The sequence below is a fragment of the Cohaesibacter sp. CAU 1516 genome (assembly GCF_005771485.1).
In the GTDB taxonomy this organism is placed as follows: Bacteria; Pseudomonadota; Alphaproteobacteria; order Rhizobiales; family Cohaesibacteraceae; genus Cohaesibacter; species Cohaesibacter intestini.
The window spans coordinates 148,053-167,979 of sequence record NZ_VANT01000002.1 but is presented as its reverse complement, the minus strand read 5'-3'; the positions used below and the strand labels follow the sequence as shown (position 1 = coordinate 167,979).

The window sequence follows — 19,927 nt, the reverse complement described above, 5'->3', positions numbered from 1 at the left end:
CTCAGTCTTCTTGGCGTTTTGCACGCTCGTCGTCGATGACCTCTTGCGGGAACTGGCTCATGAAGCAACAGCAGACGCCTTCATCGATCATGGTGCGTGGCCCGTGGGGATGGGCAATATGCTTGTAGATGCCATGGCTGTGACCGTGGGAATGGTCATGGCCGTGACCATGAGAGTGCCCGTGATGATCATGATGATCGTGTGAGTGGCCGTGATCATGGTGCCCGTGGTCATGCCCGTGATCATGCCCGTGATCATGGCTGTGATCGTGATCATGATTGCCCTTGGCTTCGTCATCATCCGGATCGGTGAACTCGGCATGATGGTGATGGATTTCCACTTCGCCGCGGGCCAAGCGTTCCTTGAAGGATCCCATCAAATCAAAAGTCTCGGTCAGCTTGCCGCTGCGGGCCTCTTCGATCCGTTCGACAAAGGTGTCGATGACGTGATCCTGATCCTTCAGATAATGGGCCTTGTAGAAGCTCACATCCGGATTGTCGCCAGCGACCTTGTCGACATAATTGTAGATTCGATCGATGAGACGGCCGGTGAACAGAAAATATGGGGCCACAACGACCTTTTTGAAGCCAAGCTTGAGGGCCATTTCCAGACCACGGCCGACGGACGGGTAGGTGACGCCGGAATAGACAGTTTCCGACCAGCCAAAGCCCATATCTTCCGAGACGATGCGGGTCAGGCGGGCGGCTTCGGCATTGGCCATGGTGTCGGAGGTGCCGCGACCGACCACCACCAGCATGGTGTCATAGAGATCGCCATCATGAACGTGATCCTTGCCGAGTGCTTCAAGAATGCGAACCTTGAAGGCTTCGATCATTTGCGGATGCAGGGCCAGTTCGCGGCCATATTGGATCGTGACGCCGGGATGCTTGTCCTGATAGGTGGTCAGGACGGACGGGATGTCGTTTTTCGCGTGGGTGGCGGCGAACAACATGCCGGGAACGGCGGTGATCTCGGTCACACCTGCCTTGATCAGTGCATCGAGCCCCATGTGAATGTTGGGGGCTGAATATTCCAGAAAGCCATATTCGACGGGGAGATCCGGGTAACGTGTGCGGATGCCTTTGGCAAGGAGACTGAATTCTTCTTCTGCTGATTTGGCGCGGCTGCCGTGGCCGCAAATCATGATACCATGTTTTGGCATTGTCCTGCCTTTTTTGGATGGGCGTTCTACTGAGCTATGGGAGACGCATGGCACAGCATTCTGACGGGATGCTGACGAACCGCCATCGGTTCTGGCGATATGCGGATAACAAGTCAGACAGATCTTGTCCTATGTCTATAGGCGTTGGGAAGGGGCAATTGCAAGCGGTCAAATGGCGGAGCTTGCCTGATCGCTGGCCGGCTTGATTGGGATTGTGCAAGTCCTTTCCAAGGCTTGCACTGATCGCGCGTCATGCTAGTGTTCCTGCCAGATTGATTTGATCCACAAAGGGGGCTTGATCGCGTGCATTGGTCATTCCCTCTGGGCGAAGAAAGGGGCCGTTGGCATGGCTGAGGAAAAGACCGCACCGATGGGCAAGGGCTTGATGGCGCTGGAAGAGGCGCAGAGCAAGATTTTGGCCTCGGTCACGCCCTTGTCGGACCATGAGGCATTCGCACTCGGCGATGGGCTGGACCGGGTTTTGGCCGAAGCGGTGTCGGCGGCTGTTGACATGCCGCCATGGGACAATAGCGCCATGGATGGTTATGCGGTGCGCAGCGAGATGCTGTCGCAGGATGGCCCAATCCGTCTGCCGGTCTTGCAGCGTATTCCGGCGGGATATGTCGGCGAGGCGATGGAGGCGGAAACGGCGGCGCGCATTTTTACCGGCGCAGCAGTGCCCGACCGGGTGGATGCGGTGGTGATGCAGGAAAATTGCGTCGCTGAGGATGGTTTCGTCGCGTTTGAGGGGCCGGTTAAGGCGGGCAACAATATCCGCCGGACGGGGGAAAGCGTCGCCAAGGGGGTGCGGATCCTTGAGGCGGGTGTGAAGCTCGGCCCGGCCCATATCGGGCTGGCGGCATCCGTCGGGGTCGGCTCTTTGTCGGTGGTCCGTCGGCTGAAAGTGGCTGTGCTGTCGACCGGGGATGAGTTGCGTGATCCCGGTGAGGCTTTGGGGCCGGGGCAGATCTACAATTCCAACCATGCGGCCCTGATTGCCTTGTTGACCCGGATGCAATGCGAAATTGTTGATCTGGGCTGTGTGGCTGATGAACCGAATAGCACGCGCCGTGCTTTGGAGCAGGCGGCAAAGGCAGCCGATCTGGTGGTGACGTCGGGCGGGGTATCGGTGGGCGAGGAAGATCACGTCAAGGATGCGGTCCTTGCTCTGGGGTCGCTCGATTTGTGGAAGTTGAACATCAAGCCGGGCAAGCCGCTGGCCTTTGGCTGGCTGGGGGCGGTGCCCTTTGTCGGGCTGCCGGGCAATCCGGTCTCGGCCTATGTCACATTTCTTCTGGTCTGTGCGCCCTTGATCCGCAAGATGCAGGGCCGGTCGGACAGTTTGCCCACTGCTTCCAAGATTGCTTTGGGCTTTGATCAGGGCAAGGTCAGCATGCGGCGGGACTTTGTCCGCGTGCGGGTGGCGGACAATGGAAAGGGCGCGCAGGAACTGGTGCCTTTTCCCCATCAGGGGTCAGCGGTGATGGCCAGTGTCTTCTGGGCTGACGGGTTGGCGGCTTTGCCGGACGGTGTCCTGTCACGAAAAGGGGATCTGGTTGACTATTTCTCCTTTGATCGCTTGCTCGGCTGATCAGAGGCTATCGGCTTGGCGCAGGCCAGTGAAGCAAAGCCGGATCTGACGCTGATGACGGTGAGCGCGATGCTCGATGAGATAGATGCCCTGCCATTGGCCAAGCAGCATCTGCCCGTGATTAACGGGGATGGTTTCACTGACTGATGTGAGCGCGGTTTTCAGATGGGCAGGCATATCGTCCGGTCCTTCATAGGAATGGACATAATGGCGCCCCTGTGGTGCCAGATCTTCGAGATAGCTTAGCAAATCGTCCTGCACGGTCGGATCGGCATTTTCCTGAATGGTGAGGGACGCCGATGTGTGCTGGATGAATAGGGTCACCGTGCCGGAGATGGCCCCTATGGATTGCAACCAGTCTGCCACTGGACGGGTGATGATCTGGATGCTCTTGGCGCCGGTCTGAAAGGACAGGCTGTCATGAATCACATCAAAGTGGGTGTTGGGGGCGGCTGGCATCGGCTGTTTCCTAATTCCTTTAACAGAATGAGCGCACTCTAGGCCCGTTTGCTGCCCCAAGACAAGGAGGGTGACAAGGTGGGCCTAGAGGATGATGCCATCCCGAAAGGGGTCGGACGGATCAAAGATCAGCTTCGTCTCGGCCATGATATAGGCTTGCCCGGTGATCTGCGGGATGATCCCTCCCGCTTGGCCGGGCTGATAGGAGAGCTGGTAATGAGAGCCGATGATGCTTTCCTGCTGGATCTCTTCCCCTGGTGCCAACAGACCATCGGCGGCAAGGCAGGCGAGCCGGGCCGAGCTGCCCGTGCCACATGGAGAGCGATCGTAAGTGTCGTCCGGACATAGGACAAAATTCCTGCTTTGTATGTCCGGTTTGGGCGATGGGCCCTGGAAGATCACATGATCGACCTCGATCCCAGTTTGATCGGCTTGCTGGCGTTCATTGATCGCTGTGCGGATTGAAATCGCTGTGTCTGTCAGTGCGCGCAGGTTGGATGGCTCCACGGCAACAGGGCTGGGATCGATGATGTAGAACCAGTTGCCGCCATAGGCAATGTCGCCTGTGATGGTGCCCAAATCATCAAGCGTTATGCTGACATCCTTGGCCACGCGGCGGCTTTCAATGTTGCGCACGGTGACGGTGTTGCGGTCTGTCAGGGTGACTTCGACGATGCCTGCCGGAGTTTCGATCCGGTGGGTGCCGATGTCGATCCGACCCAAATGGGCCAAGGTGACGGCCAGACCGATGGTGCCGTGACCGCACATGCCAAGCACGGCACCAGCGTCAAAATAGATCACACCAGTGACGCAGCTTTCGTCGGTTGGCTCAACCAACAAGGCCCCGACCATGGCCGGTTGGCCGCGTGGTTCCATCATGATCGCGCGATAAAGCGCCTGATGGTCGGTGGCCAGACGCTGAGCGCGATCTGAAAGCGACCCGGATCCAAGATCCGGGCCACCATCAAGGATCACCCGCGTCGGCTCACCACCCGTATGGCTGTCAATTACATGCATTCCTTGATGATCCCGCCTTGCGTGACCCAATCGGCAAACCAGCTGCGGAACAGGGCATATTGCTGTTCGCAATAGGTGGCTTGCGAAGCGGTCAGAGCGTCGGTTTCGTTGAAATGCAGACGATATTCTTCTTCGCCATTCAGGACCAGCAGATACTTGTAATAGAGGACAAGATCCGGGCCTTCGTCAAAGCTGGACAGCACCTCGATGGCTTCGGTCAGCTCCAGCGCCCGTTGGCGGGCTTCGGCGTGCCCTTCGGCAGCCTTTTTCGACAGGCTCGCCAGCAGCAGGACTTCCTTAGGCAGAGCGGTGCCAATGCCGGTGATCGAGCCGGTGGCGCCGCAATTGACGATGCCATGATAGACGGCGGTGTCGACACCAACCATCAGGGTGACCTGATCATCCTGCGCGGTGATGTTTTCCGCCGCATAGCGCAGATCGGCCGGGCCACCAAACTCCTTGAAGCCAATCAGGTTCGGGTGCTCGGCCCGCAGGGCAAAGAACAGATCGGCCTTGGTGGCAAAGCCATAATAGGGGCTGTTATAAATGATCGAAGGGATGTCCGGTGCAGCTTCCAGAATGGCCTTGAAATGGTTCTTCTGGGCAGCTGGGGACGGGCCGCGTGACAGGACGCGGGGAATGACCATCAGACCGGCAGCGCCCACTTTCTGCGCATGAGCGGCATGAGCGACTGCGGATTTGGAGTTGATGGCACCGGTACCGACCACCACAGGCAAACCGGCTTTGACCAGACGTTCAACGCCTTCCATGCGCTGTTCGTCACTGAGCAACGGCCAGTCGCCCATCGAGCCGCAATAGACCAGCGCGGACATGCCAGCCTCGATCATTTCTTTGCCCTTTTTCACCAGCGCATCAAAATCCGGGGTGCGATCCGCTTTGCAGGGGGTCATTAAGGCAGGCATCGTGCCGCTGAAAATGTTGGAAGCCATCGTGTCTGTTCTCGCCTCGTGATAGGGTGTTTTCGTTTGTTGGATATTGTATACTATTTTCAATCACAGGCAATCCCTTTCTTTTTATCCGCTTTCCGGATCCTTGCTTCGTCTTTCGACGTCTCTCAAAAACCGATGAAATGGGACGAGGCGGAGCAGGCTCATCCTGTTCAGACAGATGAATAGGGATGGGAAAGCGGGCGAAAAGGACTGGATTTCACTTGATCATATTGCCTATTGATGAGGGAGAGGATACCAGTAGAGCAAAGCAGATCGGTCTTTGCCGGTCATCCCCTTTTGCGCATGGTGTCTTGTGCATGCCGTCTGTTGGCCATCGACAGGGCAAGTGTTGGAGACATTTGCATCGCAAGCAGGGTTAGAGCTTCGCGATAGAAGCGTTTTCCCAAGAGTGGACTTTGATATTTATGACGAAAAAAGCACTGATCACAGGCATTACCGGGCAAGATGGCTCCTATCTTGCGGAGCTGTTGCTGGAAAAAGGCTATGAAGTGCATGGCATCAAGCGCCGGGCTTCCCAATTCAACACCCAGCGGATCGACCATATCTTTCAGGATCCGCATGTTGAGAATGCCAATCTGAAACTGCATTATGGCGATCTGACCGACACGTCGAACCTGACGCGGATCATCAGCGAAGTGCAGCCCGATGAAGTGTATAATCTGGGGGCGCAGTCTCATGTGGCCGTCAGCTTTGAAGCGCCGGAATATACCGCGGATACGGATGCGATTGGCACTTTGCGGTTGCTGGAGGCCATTCGTTTTCTGGGCCTTGAGAAAAAGACCCGCTTCTATCAGGCGTCGACGTCAGAGCTATATGGTCTGGTGCAGGAAACACCGCAGAAGGAAACCACGCCCTTTTATCCGCGTTCGCCTTATGCGGTGGCCAAGCTCTATTCCTACTGGATCACGGTCAATTATCGCGAAGCTTATGGCATGTATGCCTGCAACGGCATTCTGTTCAATCATGAAAGCCCGCGTCGTGGTGAAACCTTCGTGACCCGCAAGATCACCCGCGGCCTTGCCAATATTGCGCAGGGGCTGGAAGAGTGCCTCTATATGGGCAATATCGATGCCTTGCGCGACTGGGGCCATGCCAAGGATTATGTCCGGATGCAGTGGATGATGCTGCAGCAGGACGAGCCGGAGGACTTCGTCATTGCCACCGGGGTGCAATATTCGGTGCGCCAGTTTGTGCAATGGTCGGCAGAAGAGCTGGGCATCAAGCTGCGCTTTGAAGGCACGGGGCTTGAGGAAGTTGCTGTGGTGGAAGCCGTGATTTCCGACATGGCTCCGGCGGTGAAAGCCGGAGATGTTGTGTTGCGCATCGATCCACGCTACTTCCGTCCGGCAGAGGTGGAAACCCTTCTTGGTGATCCAACCAAGGCCAAGGACAAACTGGGTTGGGAGCCTGCCATTACCGTTCAGGAAATGTGTGCGGAGATGGTGCGCGAAGACCTCAAGGCTGCACGTAGGGCCCGAGTTCTGCAAGAGCATGGCTATGAGTTGCCGGTATCGGTCGAGGGATGAGCATGGACAGTCAGAAGCGCCTGCTGCTGACCGGTGGCGGCGGCATGGTTGGCAGCAATGTTTTGGATCATCCGGCAGCGGCCAGCTGGGACATTGTTGCGCCGCGTAGCGCGGATCTGGATCTGACGGACCGGGTGGCGGTGGATGCCTATATGGCTGAGATCAAGCCCGATCTTGTGATCCATGCGGCGGGTCGGGTCGGTGGCATTCATGCCAACATTGCCAACCCGGTGGCTTTTCTTGATGATAACCTTCTGATGGGGCGCAATGTGATCATGGCGGCTCGTCAGGCCGGTGTGAAGCAGCTGATCAATCTGGGCTCGACCTGCATGTATCCGCGTGAAGCGGTCAATCCTCTGGTCGAGGACAGCATCCTGACCATGCCGTTGGAGCCGACCAACGAAGGCTATGCGCTGGCCAAGATCATGGCGGCGCGTCTGTGCGACTATATCCGCACCGAAGATGCAAGCTTTGCCTACAAGACCCTCATTCCCTGCAACCTCTATGGGGCGCATGACAAGTTTGATCCGCGCCATTCGCATTTGGTGCCTGCAATCATTCACAAGGTGCATCAGGCCAAGAAGACTGGCATCAATGAGGTTGAAATCTGGGGCGATGGTACCGCTCGGCGCGAATTTCTGTTTGCGGCCGATTTGGCGGATGCGATCCTGAAGGCGGCAGAGGATGTCGAGGGGCTGGCCGGCGCGATGAATATCGGTCTTGGCCATGACCATTCGATCAATGACTATTATGCCATCGTGGCCGAGGTGATCGGCTGGGACGGGCGCTTTGTGCATGACCTGAGCAAACCGGTCGGCATGAAGCAAAAGCTCTGCTCGGTTGCCAAGCAAACGGCGTGGGGCTGGGAAGCGCCCACAGCCTTGCGGGATGGGATTGCCCGGACATACCAATATTATCTGGAAAGCGGACATTCATGACTATCAAGTTTCCCCTTGCCACATCGTCCTGGGATAAGGCTGAGCTGGATGCCTTGCAGAAGGTGATCGCGTCGGACATGTATTCGATGGGGCCGGAAGTGAAGGCGTTCGAGGCGGAGTTTGCCGACTTTTTCGGTAGCCGCTATGCGGTGATGGTCAATTCCGGCTCCTCTGCCAACCTGCTGATGACGGCTGCTCTATTCTTCACCAAAAATGCCGATCTGAAGCTGGAACGGGGCGATGAAATCATCGTGCCGGCGGTCAGCTGGTCGACGACCTATTATCCGCTTGGACAATATGGCCTGAAGATGAAGTTCGTCGATATCGACCTTGAGACCCTGAATTATGATCTTGAGGCATTGGCTGGGGCCATTTCCGAGAAGACCAAGGCGATCATGCTGGTCAATCTGCTCGGCAATCCGAATGATTTTGACGCCATCAAGGCCCTCGTCGGCGACCGCTCAATCGCTCTGATTGAAGACAATTGCGAGTCCATGGGGGCGACCTATCAGGGCAAGCAGGCTGGCACCTTCGGGGTTATGGGCAGCTATTCCTTCTTCTTCTCCCATCATATTTCCACCATGGAAGGGGGCATGGTGGTGACCGATGATGAGGAGCTCTATCACGTCATGCTGAGCCTCAGGGCCCATGGCTGGACCCGCAATCTGCCGAAATTCAACCATGTCACCGGCGAGAAGAGCGACGATCCGTTCGAGGAAAGCTTCCGCTTCGTGTTGCCGGGTTACAATTTGCGGCCGCTGGAAATGTCCGGGGCCTTGGGCCGTGAACAGCTCAAAAAGCTACCATCTCTGATCAAAGGGCGGCGGGCAAACGGGACGCTGGTGCAGGCGGCTCTGTCGGATCATCCCGCTTTCATGATCCAGCGGGAAATCGGCGAGGCGAGCTGGTTCGGCTTTTCGCTGGTCATTCGCCCGGATGCGGGCCTGACGCGGGCTGAACTGGTGCAGCAACTGGGTGCGGCAGGTTTTGAGTGCCGGCCGATCGTTGCAGGCAACTTCGCCAAGAATGAAGTGATGCGCTATTTCGATTATGAAATCCATGGCCAGTTGGCCAATGCGGATTATATCGACGCCAACGGTCTGTTCGTTGGCAATCACCACTATCCGGTGCCCGAAGCGGTTGAGGCTTTGGCCAAAATCGGCTGATAGGATATCCATCTTTGACAGACAGAAAACCCGCCAGTTGGCGGGTTTTCTTTTTCAGGCTTTCGGGGCTTAGATGCCACCCATGCAGACATATTTGATTTCGAGGAAATCATCGACGCCATATTTCGAGCCTTCGCGACCGAGACCGGATTGTTTGACGCCGCCAAAGGGGGCGACCTCGGTCGAGATATGGCCGGTATTGACGCCGACCATGCCGGTTTCCAAGCTTTCCGCCACGCGCCAGACCCGGCTCATGCTGTCGGAATAGAAATAACCCGCCAGACCGAATTCGCTGTCATTGGCCATGGCGATCACGTCTTCTTCCGTTTCAAAGCGGATCAGCGGTGCAATGGGGCCGAAGGTTTCTTCACTGTTGACCAGAGCAGTGGAAGGCACATCGGTCAAGATGGTCGGCTCGAAGAAAGTCCCTTCCAGCCGCTTGCCACCGGTCAGCACTTTTGCGCCTTTGGAAAGGGCGTCCTGCATGTGGCTTTCGACCTTGGCGACGGCGGCTTCGCTGATCAACGGCCCAGAGGTGACGCCTTCCTCCATGCCATTGCCGGTTTTCAGCCCGGCGACGGCGGCTTTCAACTTGGCGGCAAAGGCATCATAGACCCCACTCTGGACATAGATGCGGTTGGCACAGATGCAGGTCTGACCATTGTTGCGATATTTCGACATCATTGCGCCGTCGACAGCTGCATCGAGGTCAGCATCGTCAAAGACGATGAATGGCGCATTGCCACCAAGCTCGAGGCTCAGTTTCTTGATGCCTTCGGCGCATTGGCGCATCAGGATTTTGCCGACCCGTGTCGAGCCGGTGAAGGTGATTTTGGAGACTTTGGGGTTGGCACAAAGCTCTTCACCCGCCGCTGCTGCATTATGGTTCGGTACAACGCTGAAGACGCCCTTTGGGACACCGGCCCGTTCAGCCAAGACGGCCATGGCCAAAGCCGACAAGGGCGTCAATTCTGCCGGACGGGCAACAAAGGCGCAGCCAACGGCCAAGGCCGGGGCGACTTTACGGGCGATCATGGCATTGGGGAAGTTCCAAGGGGTGATCGAGCCAACCACGCCGACGGGTTGTTTCAGCACGATAATCCGTTTGTCTGGCTGGTGGCCGGGGATGGTGTCGCCATAGATTCGCTTGGCTTCCTCGGCGAACCATTCAAGGAAAGCTGCGCCATAGAGAATTTCGCCCTTGGCCTCAGGCAGGGGTTTGCCCATTTCGGCGCACAGGATGATCGCCAAATCATCGGCATTGGCGATCAACAGCTCCTGCCACTTGCGCAGGATCTTGCCGCGTTGTTTGCCGGTCAGAGCAGCCCAGTGTTTTTGGGCGGCGTAGGCACCATCGATGGCCTCGCGCATGTGGGATATGTCGCAGTCGGCGACCTTGGCCACCAGATCGCCTGTGGCCGGGTTGGTGACATCGAAGTGTCGATCAACGGCACGCCATTCCCCATTGATGTAGGCACGTGTCTCCAACAGGCTTGCGTCTTTTAATTCCAGCATGGCTCTTCCCGAACTTTGGCTGCCTTCTCCTTTGCATCGGTTGGTAGAACGGCAGATTGTTGTATTTGCGGCGAGAGCCTATGTGATCCGCTTCAGGGTCGCAAGCCAGAGGAAGGTCGTGTTTTGGGGAGAAATGAGGCTTGCTGACAGCAAAAAGGCCGCACTGGGCGGCCTTTTCAAGGATGATGCTTTTGTCTGGCTCAATGCGAGCCAACCGCTTGTCGGACTTGGCTGAGGAAGCCCTGAACGCCGTTGCGCAGATTGGTGGCCTCGCGTTGCAGCTCAGAAGCGGACTGGCTGACGAGCCGTGCTGCATCACCGGTCTCGATGGCTGCTGCCGACACACTGGAAATGTTGGTCGACACTTCCTTGGTGCCAACGGAGGCTTCCTGAATGTTGCGGGCGATTTCCTGATTGGCGAAACCCTGCTGTTGCACGGCTTCGGAAATCTCCGAAGAGATCTGGTTCATTTGCTCGATGGTGTCGGTGATGATCTTGATGGCATCCACCGCTCCATCGGTCTCCGCCTGAACCGCCTGAATCTGCTGGGAGATTTCGTCGGTGGCCTTCGACGTCTGGTTGGCCAGTCCTTTCACTTCTGCGGCCACCACGGCAAAGCCCTTGCCTGCTTCTCCGGCGCGGGCCGCTTCGATGGTGGCATTCAGCGCCAGAAGATTGGTCTGTTCGGCAATGTCGGTGATCAGGCTGACGACTTCGCCAATGCGGCTGGCGGCCGTAGACAGGCCCTGGATCTTTTCGTTGGTCTGACGGGCTTGCGATACGGCGCTGGCCGCGATCTGGCTGGATTGACCGACCTGACGATCAATCTCGCTGCCGGAGGCGAAAAGCTCTTCGGCGGCAGCGGCAACGGTCTCGACGTTGGCTGAGGCCTGCTCGGAGGCAGCTGCCACGGCGTTTGACCGGGACGAGGTGTTGTCCGCTCCATGGGTCAGGACCTCGGAGGTCTGGTTGAGGCTGTCAACAGAGCCGGAGACGGTATCAAGCAAGGTGGTGACCTGCTTGTCGAAATCCATTGCCAGTCGGTTGACCAGCTCTGCCCGCTTGATCTGTTCTTTCTGTTCCTGTTCCTGCTCGGCGCTCAGCTGTTCTGCCCGCTGGGCGCTCTCCCGGAACACTTCGAGTGCCTGATTGATCTGGCCGATTTCGTCCTTGCGGTCCAGATGATGCAACTTGACACCATAATCGCGATTGACCAGAGCCCGGATGCTCTCGATGGTCGTCGTCATGGGTTTGCGGATGATCGACTGACCGACCATGAAGAGGGCAGCTGCCACGGCGAGGATCAACACGATGCCCGTCAGCAGGACAGACAGGGTGATCTCAGAGCTTGCCACGTCGAGGGTTGTCATCGGGACATTGACGATGAGTGCCAGTTTCTTGCCGGTGTCGCCCAATTCGATTGGCTCCACGATGCGGATGACGTTCTGAGCAAGGCTGTTGGAATAACCCTGATATTCAAATCCGTGCCCCGCTTTGACGGCGGCGAGCAGATCCCCCTGGTGGGCGAGATCGGTTTCCGAGCGACCTTCGCTCCAGTCCTTGCCAAGCAGCTTGCCATCCGGATGGGCAATCCATTTGCCAGACTGGGAGAGGAGATGCACCGAACCGGTGCCCAGTGGCTTGACCTTGGCAAGCATGTCGGACAAACGGGTCAGAATGAGATCCGTCCCAACAACGCCGATTGTCTTGCCACCATTCTTGATCGGGGCGCCAATGGAAACGCCGACCACGGTCGTGCCACCCATATCCCAACTATAGGGATCGGTCATGTAGGTCTTGCCGCTGTCATAGGCGCCATAGAACCAGGATAGTTGTTCCTTGGTTTTGTCGTCCATGTCGGCAATGGTGCGAAAGCCGATGGAACCGTCGGCATTGCGGTAGAAATAGGGACGCCAGATACCCGATGCATCATGATGTTCGGCATCGACAAAATCCTTGTCCTTGCCATCGAGTGCATTTTCGACGACCGCGCCCCAAGTGCCTGCCAGCTTCTTGTCCTCTTCGACCACCAGTTTGAGAATGTGTGTCCAGTCGTTGCGGGTGGGGGCCTGATTGAGACGCAGGGCCGAGAGAGTCTCGCCAAGCTTGTTGGCGGTTTGCAGACCATATTCCAGTTCGGCCTTGACCAGAGCGGCTTCGCGACCGGCAACGGCTTCGGCTTCGCCTACGGAAATCTTATGGGTGATCGATGCGCTCTGCATGCCGATAAAGGCGATGCCAATGGCCAGCACGAAAGCCAGCGTGGCAATGCTGGCGACCAGCATCTTGGTTGTGATCATCATTCTCGAAAACATGGCAGACTTACTCCGGATGTCGGCTCGATGCGTGAATTGGCAAGCAACTGAGAATTGGGTAAAATACTTATGCTTTGTTGCGTAAGTATTGGCTGTCTAGACATAATAAGGAAGAGTCGTTAATCCTTTGTGTTTTCGCTGATCTGCCGGATAACACATATTCATCATGTTTGTTCTTTTGGGCCTCTTCGCCATGGCGGCATATGGGATGGCGTCATTCTGATTGCGATCGTGCGGAATGAAAGGGGCGTTTGGTGTGTTGCCGGTTCTTGGCATGCGACAGATGTTCAATATCCAAGGGACAGGCTTGGGACTAAAGACAGGAGCAACTTTGCCCGCAATGCAGTTGCAACTGCTACAATTTCCGTGGAAACACGCTTGAATGTCGGAAGTCGGTTGACGCATAGTGCGAACACTTCTGACCGATCGCTTGCAAAGCGGAACATGTCGGTGCTGGAAACTGGGGAACCAGAAAGGTAGAAAACATGGCCTCTCAATCTAATCCAGATATCATTTACACCATTGTCGACGAAGCGCCTGAGTTGGCGAGCGCCTCGCTTTTGCCAATCATCCGGTCGTTTGCTTCGGCTGCCGGTATCGAGGTTGGCACCAAGGATATTTCCCTTGCGGGCCGCATTGTTTCTGCGTTTCCGGAATATCTCAACGATGACCAGCAGCAGAGCGATGATCTGGCCGAGTTGGGCAAGCTGGTGAAAATGGCTGATGCCAACATCATCAAACTGCCAAACATCTCCGCCTCCGTGCCACAGCTGGTCGTGGCTATCGCAGAGCTTCAGGCGCAGGGCTATGATCTGCCGAACTATCCTGAAGAACCAAAGAATGCGACCGAGCGCAAGGTCAAGGCCCGGTATGATGCAATCAAGGGCTCTGCCGTTAACCCGGTTCTGCGTGAGGGCAATTCCGATCGCCGTTCCGCCAAAGCCGTGAAAAACTACGCCCAGAACAATCCGCATTCGATGGGTAGCTGGAGTGCCGACAGCAAGACCCGTGTCGCCTCCATGCCTGGCAACGACTTCTATGCCAATGAGCGCTCGGCAACCCTCTCCTCCCAGCAAGCCGGGGAAGCCCGGATCGAGTTTGTTTCCAAGGGCGGCGATATCACCGTTCTGAAGGACAAGTGGATGCTGCAAGCTGGCACCGTTGCCGATGCGACCTTTATGTCCGCAGACGCCCTGTCCCGTTTCCTTGAGGACGAGATCGCAAAGACCAAGGAAGAGGGCATCATGTTCTCGCTTCATATGAAAGCGACCATGATGAAGGTGTCCGATCCGATCATCTTTGGCCATGCGGTCCGTGCTTGGCTGGCTCCGATCTTTGAGAAACATGGCGACGCCTTGGCGGCTGCCGGTGTCAATGTCAATTCCGGCATGGGTGACGTGCTTGCTCGCATCGCCAAGATGCCAAAGGGTGCACAGATCCAGAAGGAAATCGATGCTTTGGCCAAACAGCGGCCTTCCATGTATATGGTCGACAGCGACAAGGGCATCACCAACCTGCATGTGCCGTCGGACGTCATCATCGACGCTTCCATGCCTGCGCTGATCCGTGCTGGTGGCAAAGGCTGGAACGAAGCAGGCGACAAGGGCGATGTGAATTGCGTCATCCCGGACAATTGCTATGCAACGGTCTATGATGAAACCATCAAGTTCTTCAAGGAAAATGGCGCTCTGAACCCGGCCACCGCCGGTGCGGTCGCCAACGTTGGTCTGATGGCCCAGAAAGCCGAAGAATATGGCTCCCATCCAACCACCTTTGAAGCGCCTGATGCGGGCACCATCCGCATCGTGCTGGCCAATGGCGACACGCTGCATGCCCATGTGGTTGAGGCTGGTGACATCTGGCGCGCCTGCACCGTCAATAAAGCTCCGATCGAGAACTGGATTGAACTGGCAATCGAACGTCAGCGTCTGACCGGTACGGAAGCGATCTTCTGGCTGGATGAAAAGCGTGCGCATGATGCCGAGCTGATCAAATATGTCGTCCCTGCCCTGGAAGAAGCTGGTGTGGCCGACAAGTTCCAGATCATGGCTCCGCGCGAAGCAACCCGCGCGTCGCTTGAAACCATCACGGCAGGCAAGGACAGCATTGCCATCACCGGCAACGTGCTGCGTGACTATCTGACCGACTTGTTCCCGATCCTTGAGCTTGGCACCTCTGCCAAGATGCTGTCGATCGTCAAGCTGATGAATGGTGGCGGTCTGTTTGAAACGGGTGCTGGTGGCTCTGCACCAAAGCATGTGCAGCAGCTGGTGGAAGAAAACCATCTGCGCTGGGATTCCATGGGCGAATTCTGTGCTTTGGGTGAAAGCTTCAAATTCCTCGCTGAAAGCAAGGGCAACAAGAAAGCGGGCGTGCTGGGTGCTGCTGCCGATGTGGCAACACAGGGCATTCTCGACAACAACAAGTCCCCATCGCGCAAAGTGGGTGAACCGGACAACCGCGACAGTCATTATTGGTTCGCGCGTTACTGGGCCGAAGCTTTGCACGCTCAGAAGGACGACAATGCACTGGCCAAGAGGTTCGGTCCGATTGCCAAGAAATTGATTGATGGTGAGAAAGCCATTCTTGAAGAGTTCAAGGCGGTTCAGGGCAAACCTGCCGATATTGGCGGCTATTATAAGCCAAATGGTGCGAAGAAAGCCGATGTGATGCGTGCCAGCAAAACGCTGAATGCGATCATCAAGTAATCGCTGCCTGTCTTGGCTGCATATTAAGAAGCGTCCGGTCCTGCCGGGCGCTTTTTTGTTGGCACCATGTGCCGCTCTGGCGTAGGATTCGTTCTGTTATTTTGTGCCCCGCCTTTGAAGAAGTCAAAAGATTGACATGAAGTCCCAAGCTCCTCTCCTGTTTCGCAATCGTCACATCAATACCATCTTTGGCAACAATGGACCGCGCAAGTGGGTTGTTGGCCGTCGGGCTGAAGCGCTGAATGCGGCAAGCCATCCGGTCATACTGGATTGTCGCAATGGTGTGCAGTTGCATGGCCTTTATACGCAGGGTCATGATGCCGGGCGCGGGCTGGTGGTTTTGCTGCATGGCTGGGAAGGCACGGCCTGGTCAACCTATCTGCAGTCGCTGGCGGTGCGTCTGATGGGGGAAGGCTATAGCGTTTTTCGATTGCATATGCGCGATCACGGGCCAACCCATCATCTCAATCATGACCCGTTTCTGGCGATCCGGCTTGATGAGATCCTTGATGCGCTGGAGCAGATCTGCGCCCAGTTTCCCCATGACAGGACGGCCCTTGTTGGCTTTTCTCTGGGGGCCAACATGGCTGTGCGGGTGGCGGCCAATATCGGTGAACGTCCGATCCACCTTGATCGGGTGATTGCTGCCTCACCGCCAATCGACCCGGAGGCTGCCGCCGTGTCGATCCGTTCCTATCAGATTTACAATCGCTATTTCATCTCCAAGTGGCAGCGCTCCTTCGAGCGCAAGATCGAACTGTTTGCCGATTATCGCCAGCATGCGGATCTCCTCAAACATACCGATATTCTGGAAATGCATGATGATTTCATCCCGCGTTTTTGCGAGCATGAAAATGCTGCCAGCTACTTCAGGGCCTATGCGTTGAGCGAGGCCAATATCGCGGCTATGGATGTGCCCTGCCATATCGTAATGGTGAAGGATGATCCGGTGATCCCTATTGATGCGCTTGGCTTGCTGCCAAAACGGGATGGGCTCAGCCATGAAATTGTTGACGATGGTGGGCATTGCGGTTTCGTCAATGGCTATCGTTTGACCAGCTGGTTCGATGACAAGGCGGTGGCAATGCTGTCTCGGGCTGGTTTCTGACTGGTGTATTTGAGCGGTGGATGCCCTTATGCTAAGGGCCGTTGGTTGGGTCAGACCGGTTCCGGATGAGGGGGCGAGTGGGTTCGATCGACCTATTTTTGAGGCTCAAAAGGGCTGCGCAGTGGGTATAGGGGGAAGATTGCGGTCATTCATTTTCCTGTCATGGGAGGGAGATATGCACGCGCAGTGTTTGACTGTCGGCGCCGTTTGGTGCAAATGAAGGGCAGCTTTCAAGAAACATTCGGTTTTTCTTCCCCCGATTTCTCCGCATTCTCCCCCGGATGCGGTCCGTTTGTTTCACCCCGACAATCGGGAATGGGCCTGATTGTCCAATATGTTGAATGGTATGTCCGGGCTGATCCATGACTATGGATGTCCGTCGGTCTGCCATCGTAGGTTTGGAGAAAAATATGATCCGTATCGGTCTTTTGGGCGCTGGTCGCATTGGACAAATTCACGCACGGGCGGTCAGCGCTCTTGATAATGTCGAAATTGTTGCGGTTTACGACCCATTTGATGAAGCGGCTGCCTATGTGCAGGCCATGACCGGCGCGGCCCGCCGGACCTCGGTGATGGAAATTGTCGACGATCCGGAGATCAACGCTGTCATCATCGCCTCGCCAACCAATCAGCATGCGGATCAGATCATCGAAGCTGCGCAGGCTGGCAAGCATATTTTCTGCGAGAAACCAATTGATCTTGATCTCAAGAAGGTGCGCGAATGCGTCGACGAAGTCGAGAAGGCTGGTGTTCAGCTGATGATCGGTTTCAACCGTCGCTTCGACTACAACTTCAATGCGGTCAAGCGTAACATCGACAATGGCGAAGTCGGCGAAGTCGAGTTGGTGCAGATCACTTCGCGTGACCCGGAAGCCCCCTCGGCTGCCTATCTGAAGAATTCCGGTGGTCTGTTTCTTGACATGATGATCCATGATTTCGACATGGCTCGTTACATGCTCGATGACGATATCGTCGAAGTCTTTGCCACAGGCTCGGTGTTGACCGACCCCGAGATCGGCAAGATTGGCGATCTGGATACGGCGACCGCTACGCTGAAAACTGCCAAGGGCCGGATTGCGGTGATCACCAACTCGCGTCGCGCCTCCTATGGGTATGACCAGCGGGTGGAAGTGCACGGATCCAAAGGCATGGTGCGTGCTGACAACCTGCGGGGTACTTCGGTGACGTTGGCCACCAAGCAGGGCTATCGCAGCGATCCACTGCTTGATTTCTTCATTCAGCGTTATGCTGAAGCCTACAAGGCCGAGCTGCAGACCTTCTGTCGCCTGTTGGCCGGTCAGAACGAGATTTATCCGGATCATGTCGATGGCATGAAGGCTATTGAGCTGGCCCATGCGGCACAGCAATCCTTTAAGACCGGCAAAGCGGTCAAGATCCGTTAAGGTCTGTTGGCCTTGGAAAATCAAAAAGAAAAAGGGTCGCGGTAGCGACCCTTTTTTGTTGGCTTGCATGTGATCCTTCAGATTGGTCGGGCAAAGCCAACCAGAATTTGCCTCAGACCCAGAGCTGCTCCGGCAATGATGGCGGCAAGGGTGACCGGGCCGCTATAGGCAAGCACGGAAATGGCCGACAGGCCCTGACCGATGGAGCAGCCGACGGCGGTGACCGCGCCAATTCCCATCAGGCCTGCGCCAATGATCTGACGCCGCAACTCGCGGGGATCTTCGCAAGCCTCCCAGCGGAAATGACCCTTGATCAGGCTGCCAATGAAAGCGCCGATCCAGATGCCGGCAACCGAGCCGATTCCAAAGCTCAGCTGGCCGCCGGAAGCGGTCATGATATAGAGGATGGTCTCTCCGATCGGGCCGGAGAAGGTGTGCGAGGAGACCGGCACGGCTTCGAAGCTGTCGGTGGCCACCCATTGGGTGCCCCACCAGCCCGATGCAATGGCCAGCCCGATCATGGTGCCCCAGAAGAGGGTTGTGCGATTGTCCCGCACATGGCGTGGAGCGACGACAGCGATCAGAATGATGCAGCCGACAAGGATGCCGATCAGCGAAGGGGGCAGGCCCGTGATGTTTGCCAAATCCTGGGCAAGACCAGGGCCGCCATTGACGGCCGGTTTGTCCGGGAACAACCAGACCCGGATATAGGCCAAAGGCCCGGAAATGGTGGCATAGGCGCTGATGCCCATCACCACGACAATGACGAAGGCGCGCAGATCTCCGCCGCCCAGCCGGGCCAGTGCGCCATAGCCGCAATTGCCCGAAATCGCCATGCCATAGCCAAAGATCAGACCGCCCAGAATGCTTTGCATGGGATACCAGTGCTGGCTGAGATAAGGGGTCTGATTGAGGGTGAGGGCGTTGAAATGGACAAGCAGGAAGGCCCCGATCATTGCGACGCCGATGGCGATGCCCCACATGCGCAAGCGCAAATCCGAACTTGAGTAAAAATAGTCCTCAATGGCGCCAAGCGTGCAAAAACGCCCAAGCCGCGCCGCCAGCCCAAGCGTGATGCCGCCCAATAGTCCGATGGCGGCTACCATCACAGGTGCCGTGATCCAGTCTGTCATCGTCCGTTTCCTCCCCGGCCGATTGGTTTTTATGGGTCGGCCAATGGTGTCAGGCGATGGATTTTTGGTGTTATGTCTCTTCGCCTTCGACCGTGTCCCGACAAAAGAGGTCGTAGACCACTTCCATTATTTGTTTCGGGCGGTCATCGGTCAAGCGGTAATAAATCGACTTGCCTTCGCGGCGGGGTTCGATCAGCCCTTCCAGACGCAGGCGGGAAAGCTGCTGGGAGACAGCAGCCTGTCGGGCGGAGAGCAAATCTTCCAGCTCGGTAACCGACTTTTCTCCTGTTGCCAGATGGCACAGGATCATCAAGCGTCCGTCATGGCCGATTGCCTTGAGAAAGTTCGAAGCGGTTTGCGCCTTCTGAGCCATTTTCTCAAGGGCATCCTCATCCATTTCTTCATGGAAGACGGGAAGCGGCATTGGGGGTCACCGAGGGTTTGTGTCGTCATCAATCTGCATTGGCAGACACTGCTTTATCTACAGAAGAAACCAATTGATCAAGTAGGCCCCAGAAGAAATCCTCTCCGGGATAGCCTTCGATACGCCCTTTTTCCTGCCCGTCCACAAGCAGCACGAAGGTCGGCGTATAGAAGAATCCGCGGGCCAGCCAAATCCCTTCGGGCAAGGGGTCTTGCTTGTCGATTCGCCGCAAGGGCGCCCGCTTGCCTTCGTCTGTCTTTGGATAGATGGGGCCAATTTCCTTGTTCCAGCGCGCGCACCAGACGCAGCCTGCTGCCTCAACCATCAATAATTCCATGCCTTTTCCGGTTGGCCCGGCAGCGTTGGCAGGCAGGATGCCAGTGAGAAGAAAGGAGAGCAGGATGCAGATTCTGATCATGGGTTGTAACGAGCCGGTTGACGAATGCAGTTTTATATAATCTAATTTGAATATGTGAATTATACAAGAGACA

Annotated in this window: 16 protein-coding genes; 7 read left to right on the top strand and 9 right to left on the bottom strand. The window is 56.5% G+C overall.

Going from position 1 to position 19,927, the window contains the following annotated elements; genetic code table 11:
• Position 1: 1 nt before the first annotated feature.
• Positions 2-1,162: a sirohydrochlorin chelatase gene (locus tag FDK21_RS07670; protein ID WP_138148069.1), complete on the bottom strand. Its 1,161-nt coding sequence runs from the start codon at positions 1,160-1,162 to the stop codon at positions 2-4.
• Positions 1,163-1,508: 346 nt separating this feature from the next.
• On the opposite strand from FDK21_RS07670, the gene glp reads away from it, so the two are divergent.
• Positions 1,509-2,753 carry a gephyrin-like molybdotransferase Glp gene (gene glp, locus FDK21_RS07665; RefSeq protein ID WP_138148068.1) on the top strand — a complete coding sequence of 415 codons (1,245 nt, stop codon included), beginning with the start codon at positions 1,509-1,511 and terminating at the stop codon, positions 2,751-2,753.
• Here the strand turns inward: glp and FDK21_RS07660 are convergent, their stop codons facing one another.
• The 3 genes from FDK21_RS07660 to FDK21_RS07650 all read right to left on the bottom strand — a co-directional run bounded on the left by FDK21_RS07660 (position 2,754) and on the right by FDK21_RS07650 (position 5,179).
• Positions 2,754-3,212, bottom strand: coding sequence for a secondary thiamine-phosphate synthase enzyme YjbQ (locus tag FDK21_RS07660; RefSeq protein WP_138148067.1), 459 nt, complete (start codon positions 3,210-3,212; stop codon positions 2,754-2,756).
• A gap of 84 nt (positions 3,213-3,296) precedes the next feature.
• Positions 3,297-4,229, bottom strand: a complete 933-nt coding sequence (locus FDK21_RS07655; protein WP_138148066.1) for a proline racemase family protein — start codon at positions 4,227-4,229, stop codon at positions 3,297-3,299.
• Positions 4,220-5,179, bottom strand: a complete 960-nt coding sequence (locus FDK21_RS07650) for a dihydrodipicolinate synthase family protein (RefSeq protein ID WP_138148065.1) — start codon at positions 5,177-5,179, stop codon at positions 4,220-4,222. Before FDK21_RS07650 ends, FDK21_RS07655 begins: the two co-directional genes overlap by 10 nt.
• Positions 5,180-5,604: 425 nt before the next feature.
• On the opposite strand from FDK21_RS07650, the gene gmd reads away from it, so the two are divergent.
• The 3 genes from gmd to FDK21_RS07635 are packed head-to-tail and all read left to right on the top strand — an operon-like array spanning position 5,605 to position 8,830.
• Complete coding sequence (gene gmd / locus FDK21_RS07645; RefSeq protein ID WP_114008400.1) at positions 5,605-6,726, top strand: GDP-mannose 4,6-dehydratase; 1,122 nt, start codon at positions 5,605-5,607, stop codon at positions 6,724-6,726.
• A 2-nt stretch (positions 6,727-6,728) separates the two neighbouring features.
• Entirely contained in the window at positions 6,729-7,664 is a 936-nt protein-coding gene (locus tag FDK21_RS07640; RefSeq protein WP_138148064.1) for a GDP-L-fucose synthase, read from the top strand.
• A complete protein-coding gene (locus tag FDK21_RS07635; RefSeq protein WP_138148063.1) occupies positions 7,661-8,830 on the top strand; it encodes a DegT/DnrJ/EryC1/StrS family aminotransferase in 1,170 nt (389 codons plus the stop codon). The genes FDK21_RS07640 and FDK21_RS07635 overlap by 4 nt, the downstream gene beginning before the upstream one ends.
• A 69-nt stretch (positions 8,831-8,899) precedes the next feature.
• Here the strand turns inward: FDK21_RS07635 and FDK21_RS07630 are convergent, their stop codons facing one another.
• Together FDK21_RS07630 and FDK21_RS07625 are read right to left on the bottom strand one after the other, a co-directional pair.
• On the bottom strand, positions 8,900-10,345 hold the full coding sequence (locus tag FDK21_RS07630; protein WP_138148062.1) for an NAD-dependent succinate-semialdehyde dehydrogenase: 1,446 nt from the start codon (positions 10,343-10,345) through the stop codon (positions 8,900-8,902).
• Positions 10,346-10,545: 200 nt separating this feature from the next.
• Entirely contained in the window at positions 10,546-12,660 is a 2,115-nt protein-coding gene (locus FDK21_RS07625; RefSeq protein WP_138148061.1) for a methyl-accepting chemotaxis protein, read from the bottom strand.
• A 485-nt stretch (positions 12,661-13,145) separates the two neighbouring features.
• On the opposite strand from FDK21_RS07625, the gene FDK21_RS07620 reads away from it, so the two are divergent.
• From FDK21_RS07620 to iolG, 3 genes are all read left to right on the top strand, one after another.
• A complete protein-coding gene (locus tag FDK21_RS07620; protein WP_138148060.1) occupies positions 13,146-15,368 on the top strand; it encodes an NADP-dependent isocitrate dehydrogenase in 2,223 nt (740 codons plus the stop codon).
• Between the two features lie 136 nt (positions 15,369-15,504).
• Positions 15,505-16,476 (top strand): alpha/beta fold hydrolase, encoded by a 972-nt coding sequence (locus FDK21_RS07615; RefSeq protein WP_138148059.1) that lies wholly within the window; start codon positions 15,505-15,507, stop codon positions 16,474-16,476.
• Between the two features lie 410 nt (positions 16,477-16,886).
• The gene (gene iolG, locus FDK21_RS07610) at positions 16,887-17,879 is read left to right on the top strand and encodes an inositol 2-dehydrogenase (RefSeq protein WP_114008408.1); all 993 of its coding nucleotides are present in this window, start codon (positions 16,887-16,889) and stop codon (positions 17,877-17,879) included.
• A 77-nt stretch (positions 17,880-17,956) separates the two neighbouring features.
• On the opposite strand, the gene FDK21_RS07605 is transcribed toward iolG, so the two are convergent.
• From FDK21_RS07605 to FDK21_RS07595, 3 genes are all read right to left on the bottom strand, one after another.
• Complete coding sequence (locus tag FDK21_RS07605) at positions 17,957-19,012, bottom strand: YeeE/YedE family protein (protein ID WP_138148058.1); 1,056 nt, start codon at positions 19,010-19,012, stop codon at positions 17,957-17,959.
• Between the two features lie 70 nt (positions 19,013-19,082).
• Positions 19,083-19,436 carry a metalloregulator ArsR/SmtB family transcription factor gene (locus tag FDK21_RS07600; RefSeq protein ID WP_114008410.1) on the bottom strand — a complete coding sequence of 118 codons (354 nt, stop codon included), beginning with the start codon at positions 19,434-19,436 and terminating at the stop codon, positions 19,083-19,085.
• 28 nt (positions 19,437-19,464) lie between these two features.
• On the bottom strand, positions 19,465-19,854 hold the full coding sequence (locus tag FDK21_RS07595; RefSeq protein ID WP_171021993.1) for a hypothetical protein: 390 nt from the start codon (positions 19,852-19,854) through the stop codon (positions 19,465-19,467).
• Positions 19,855-19,927: the final 73 nt, after the last annotated feature.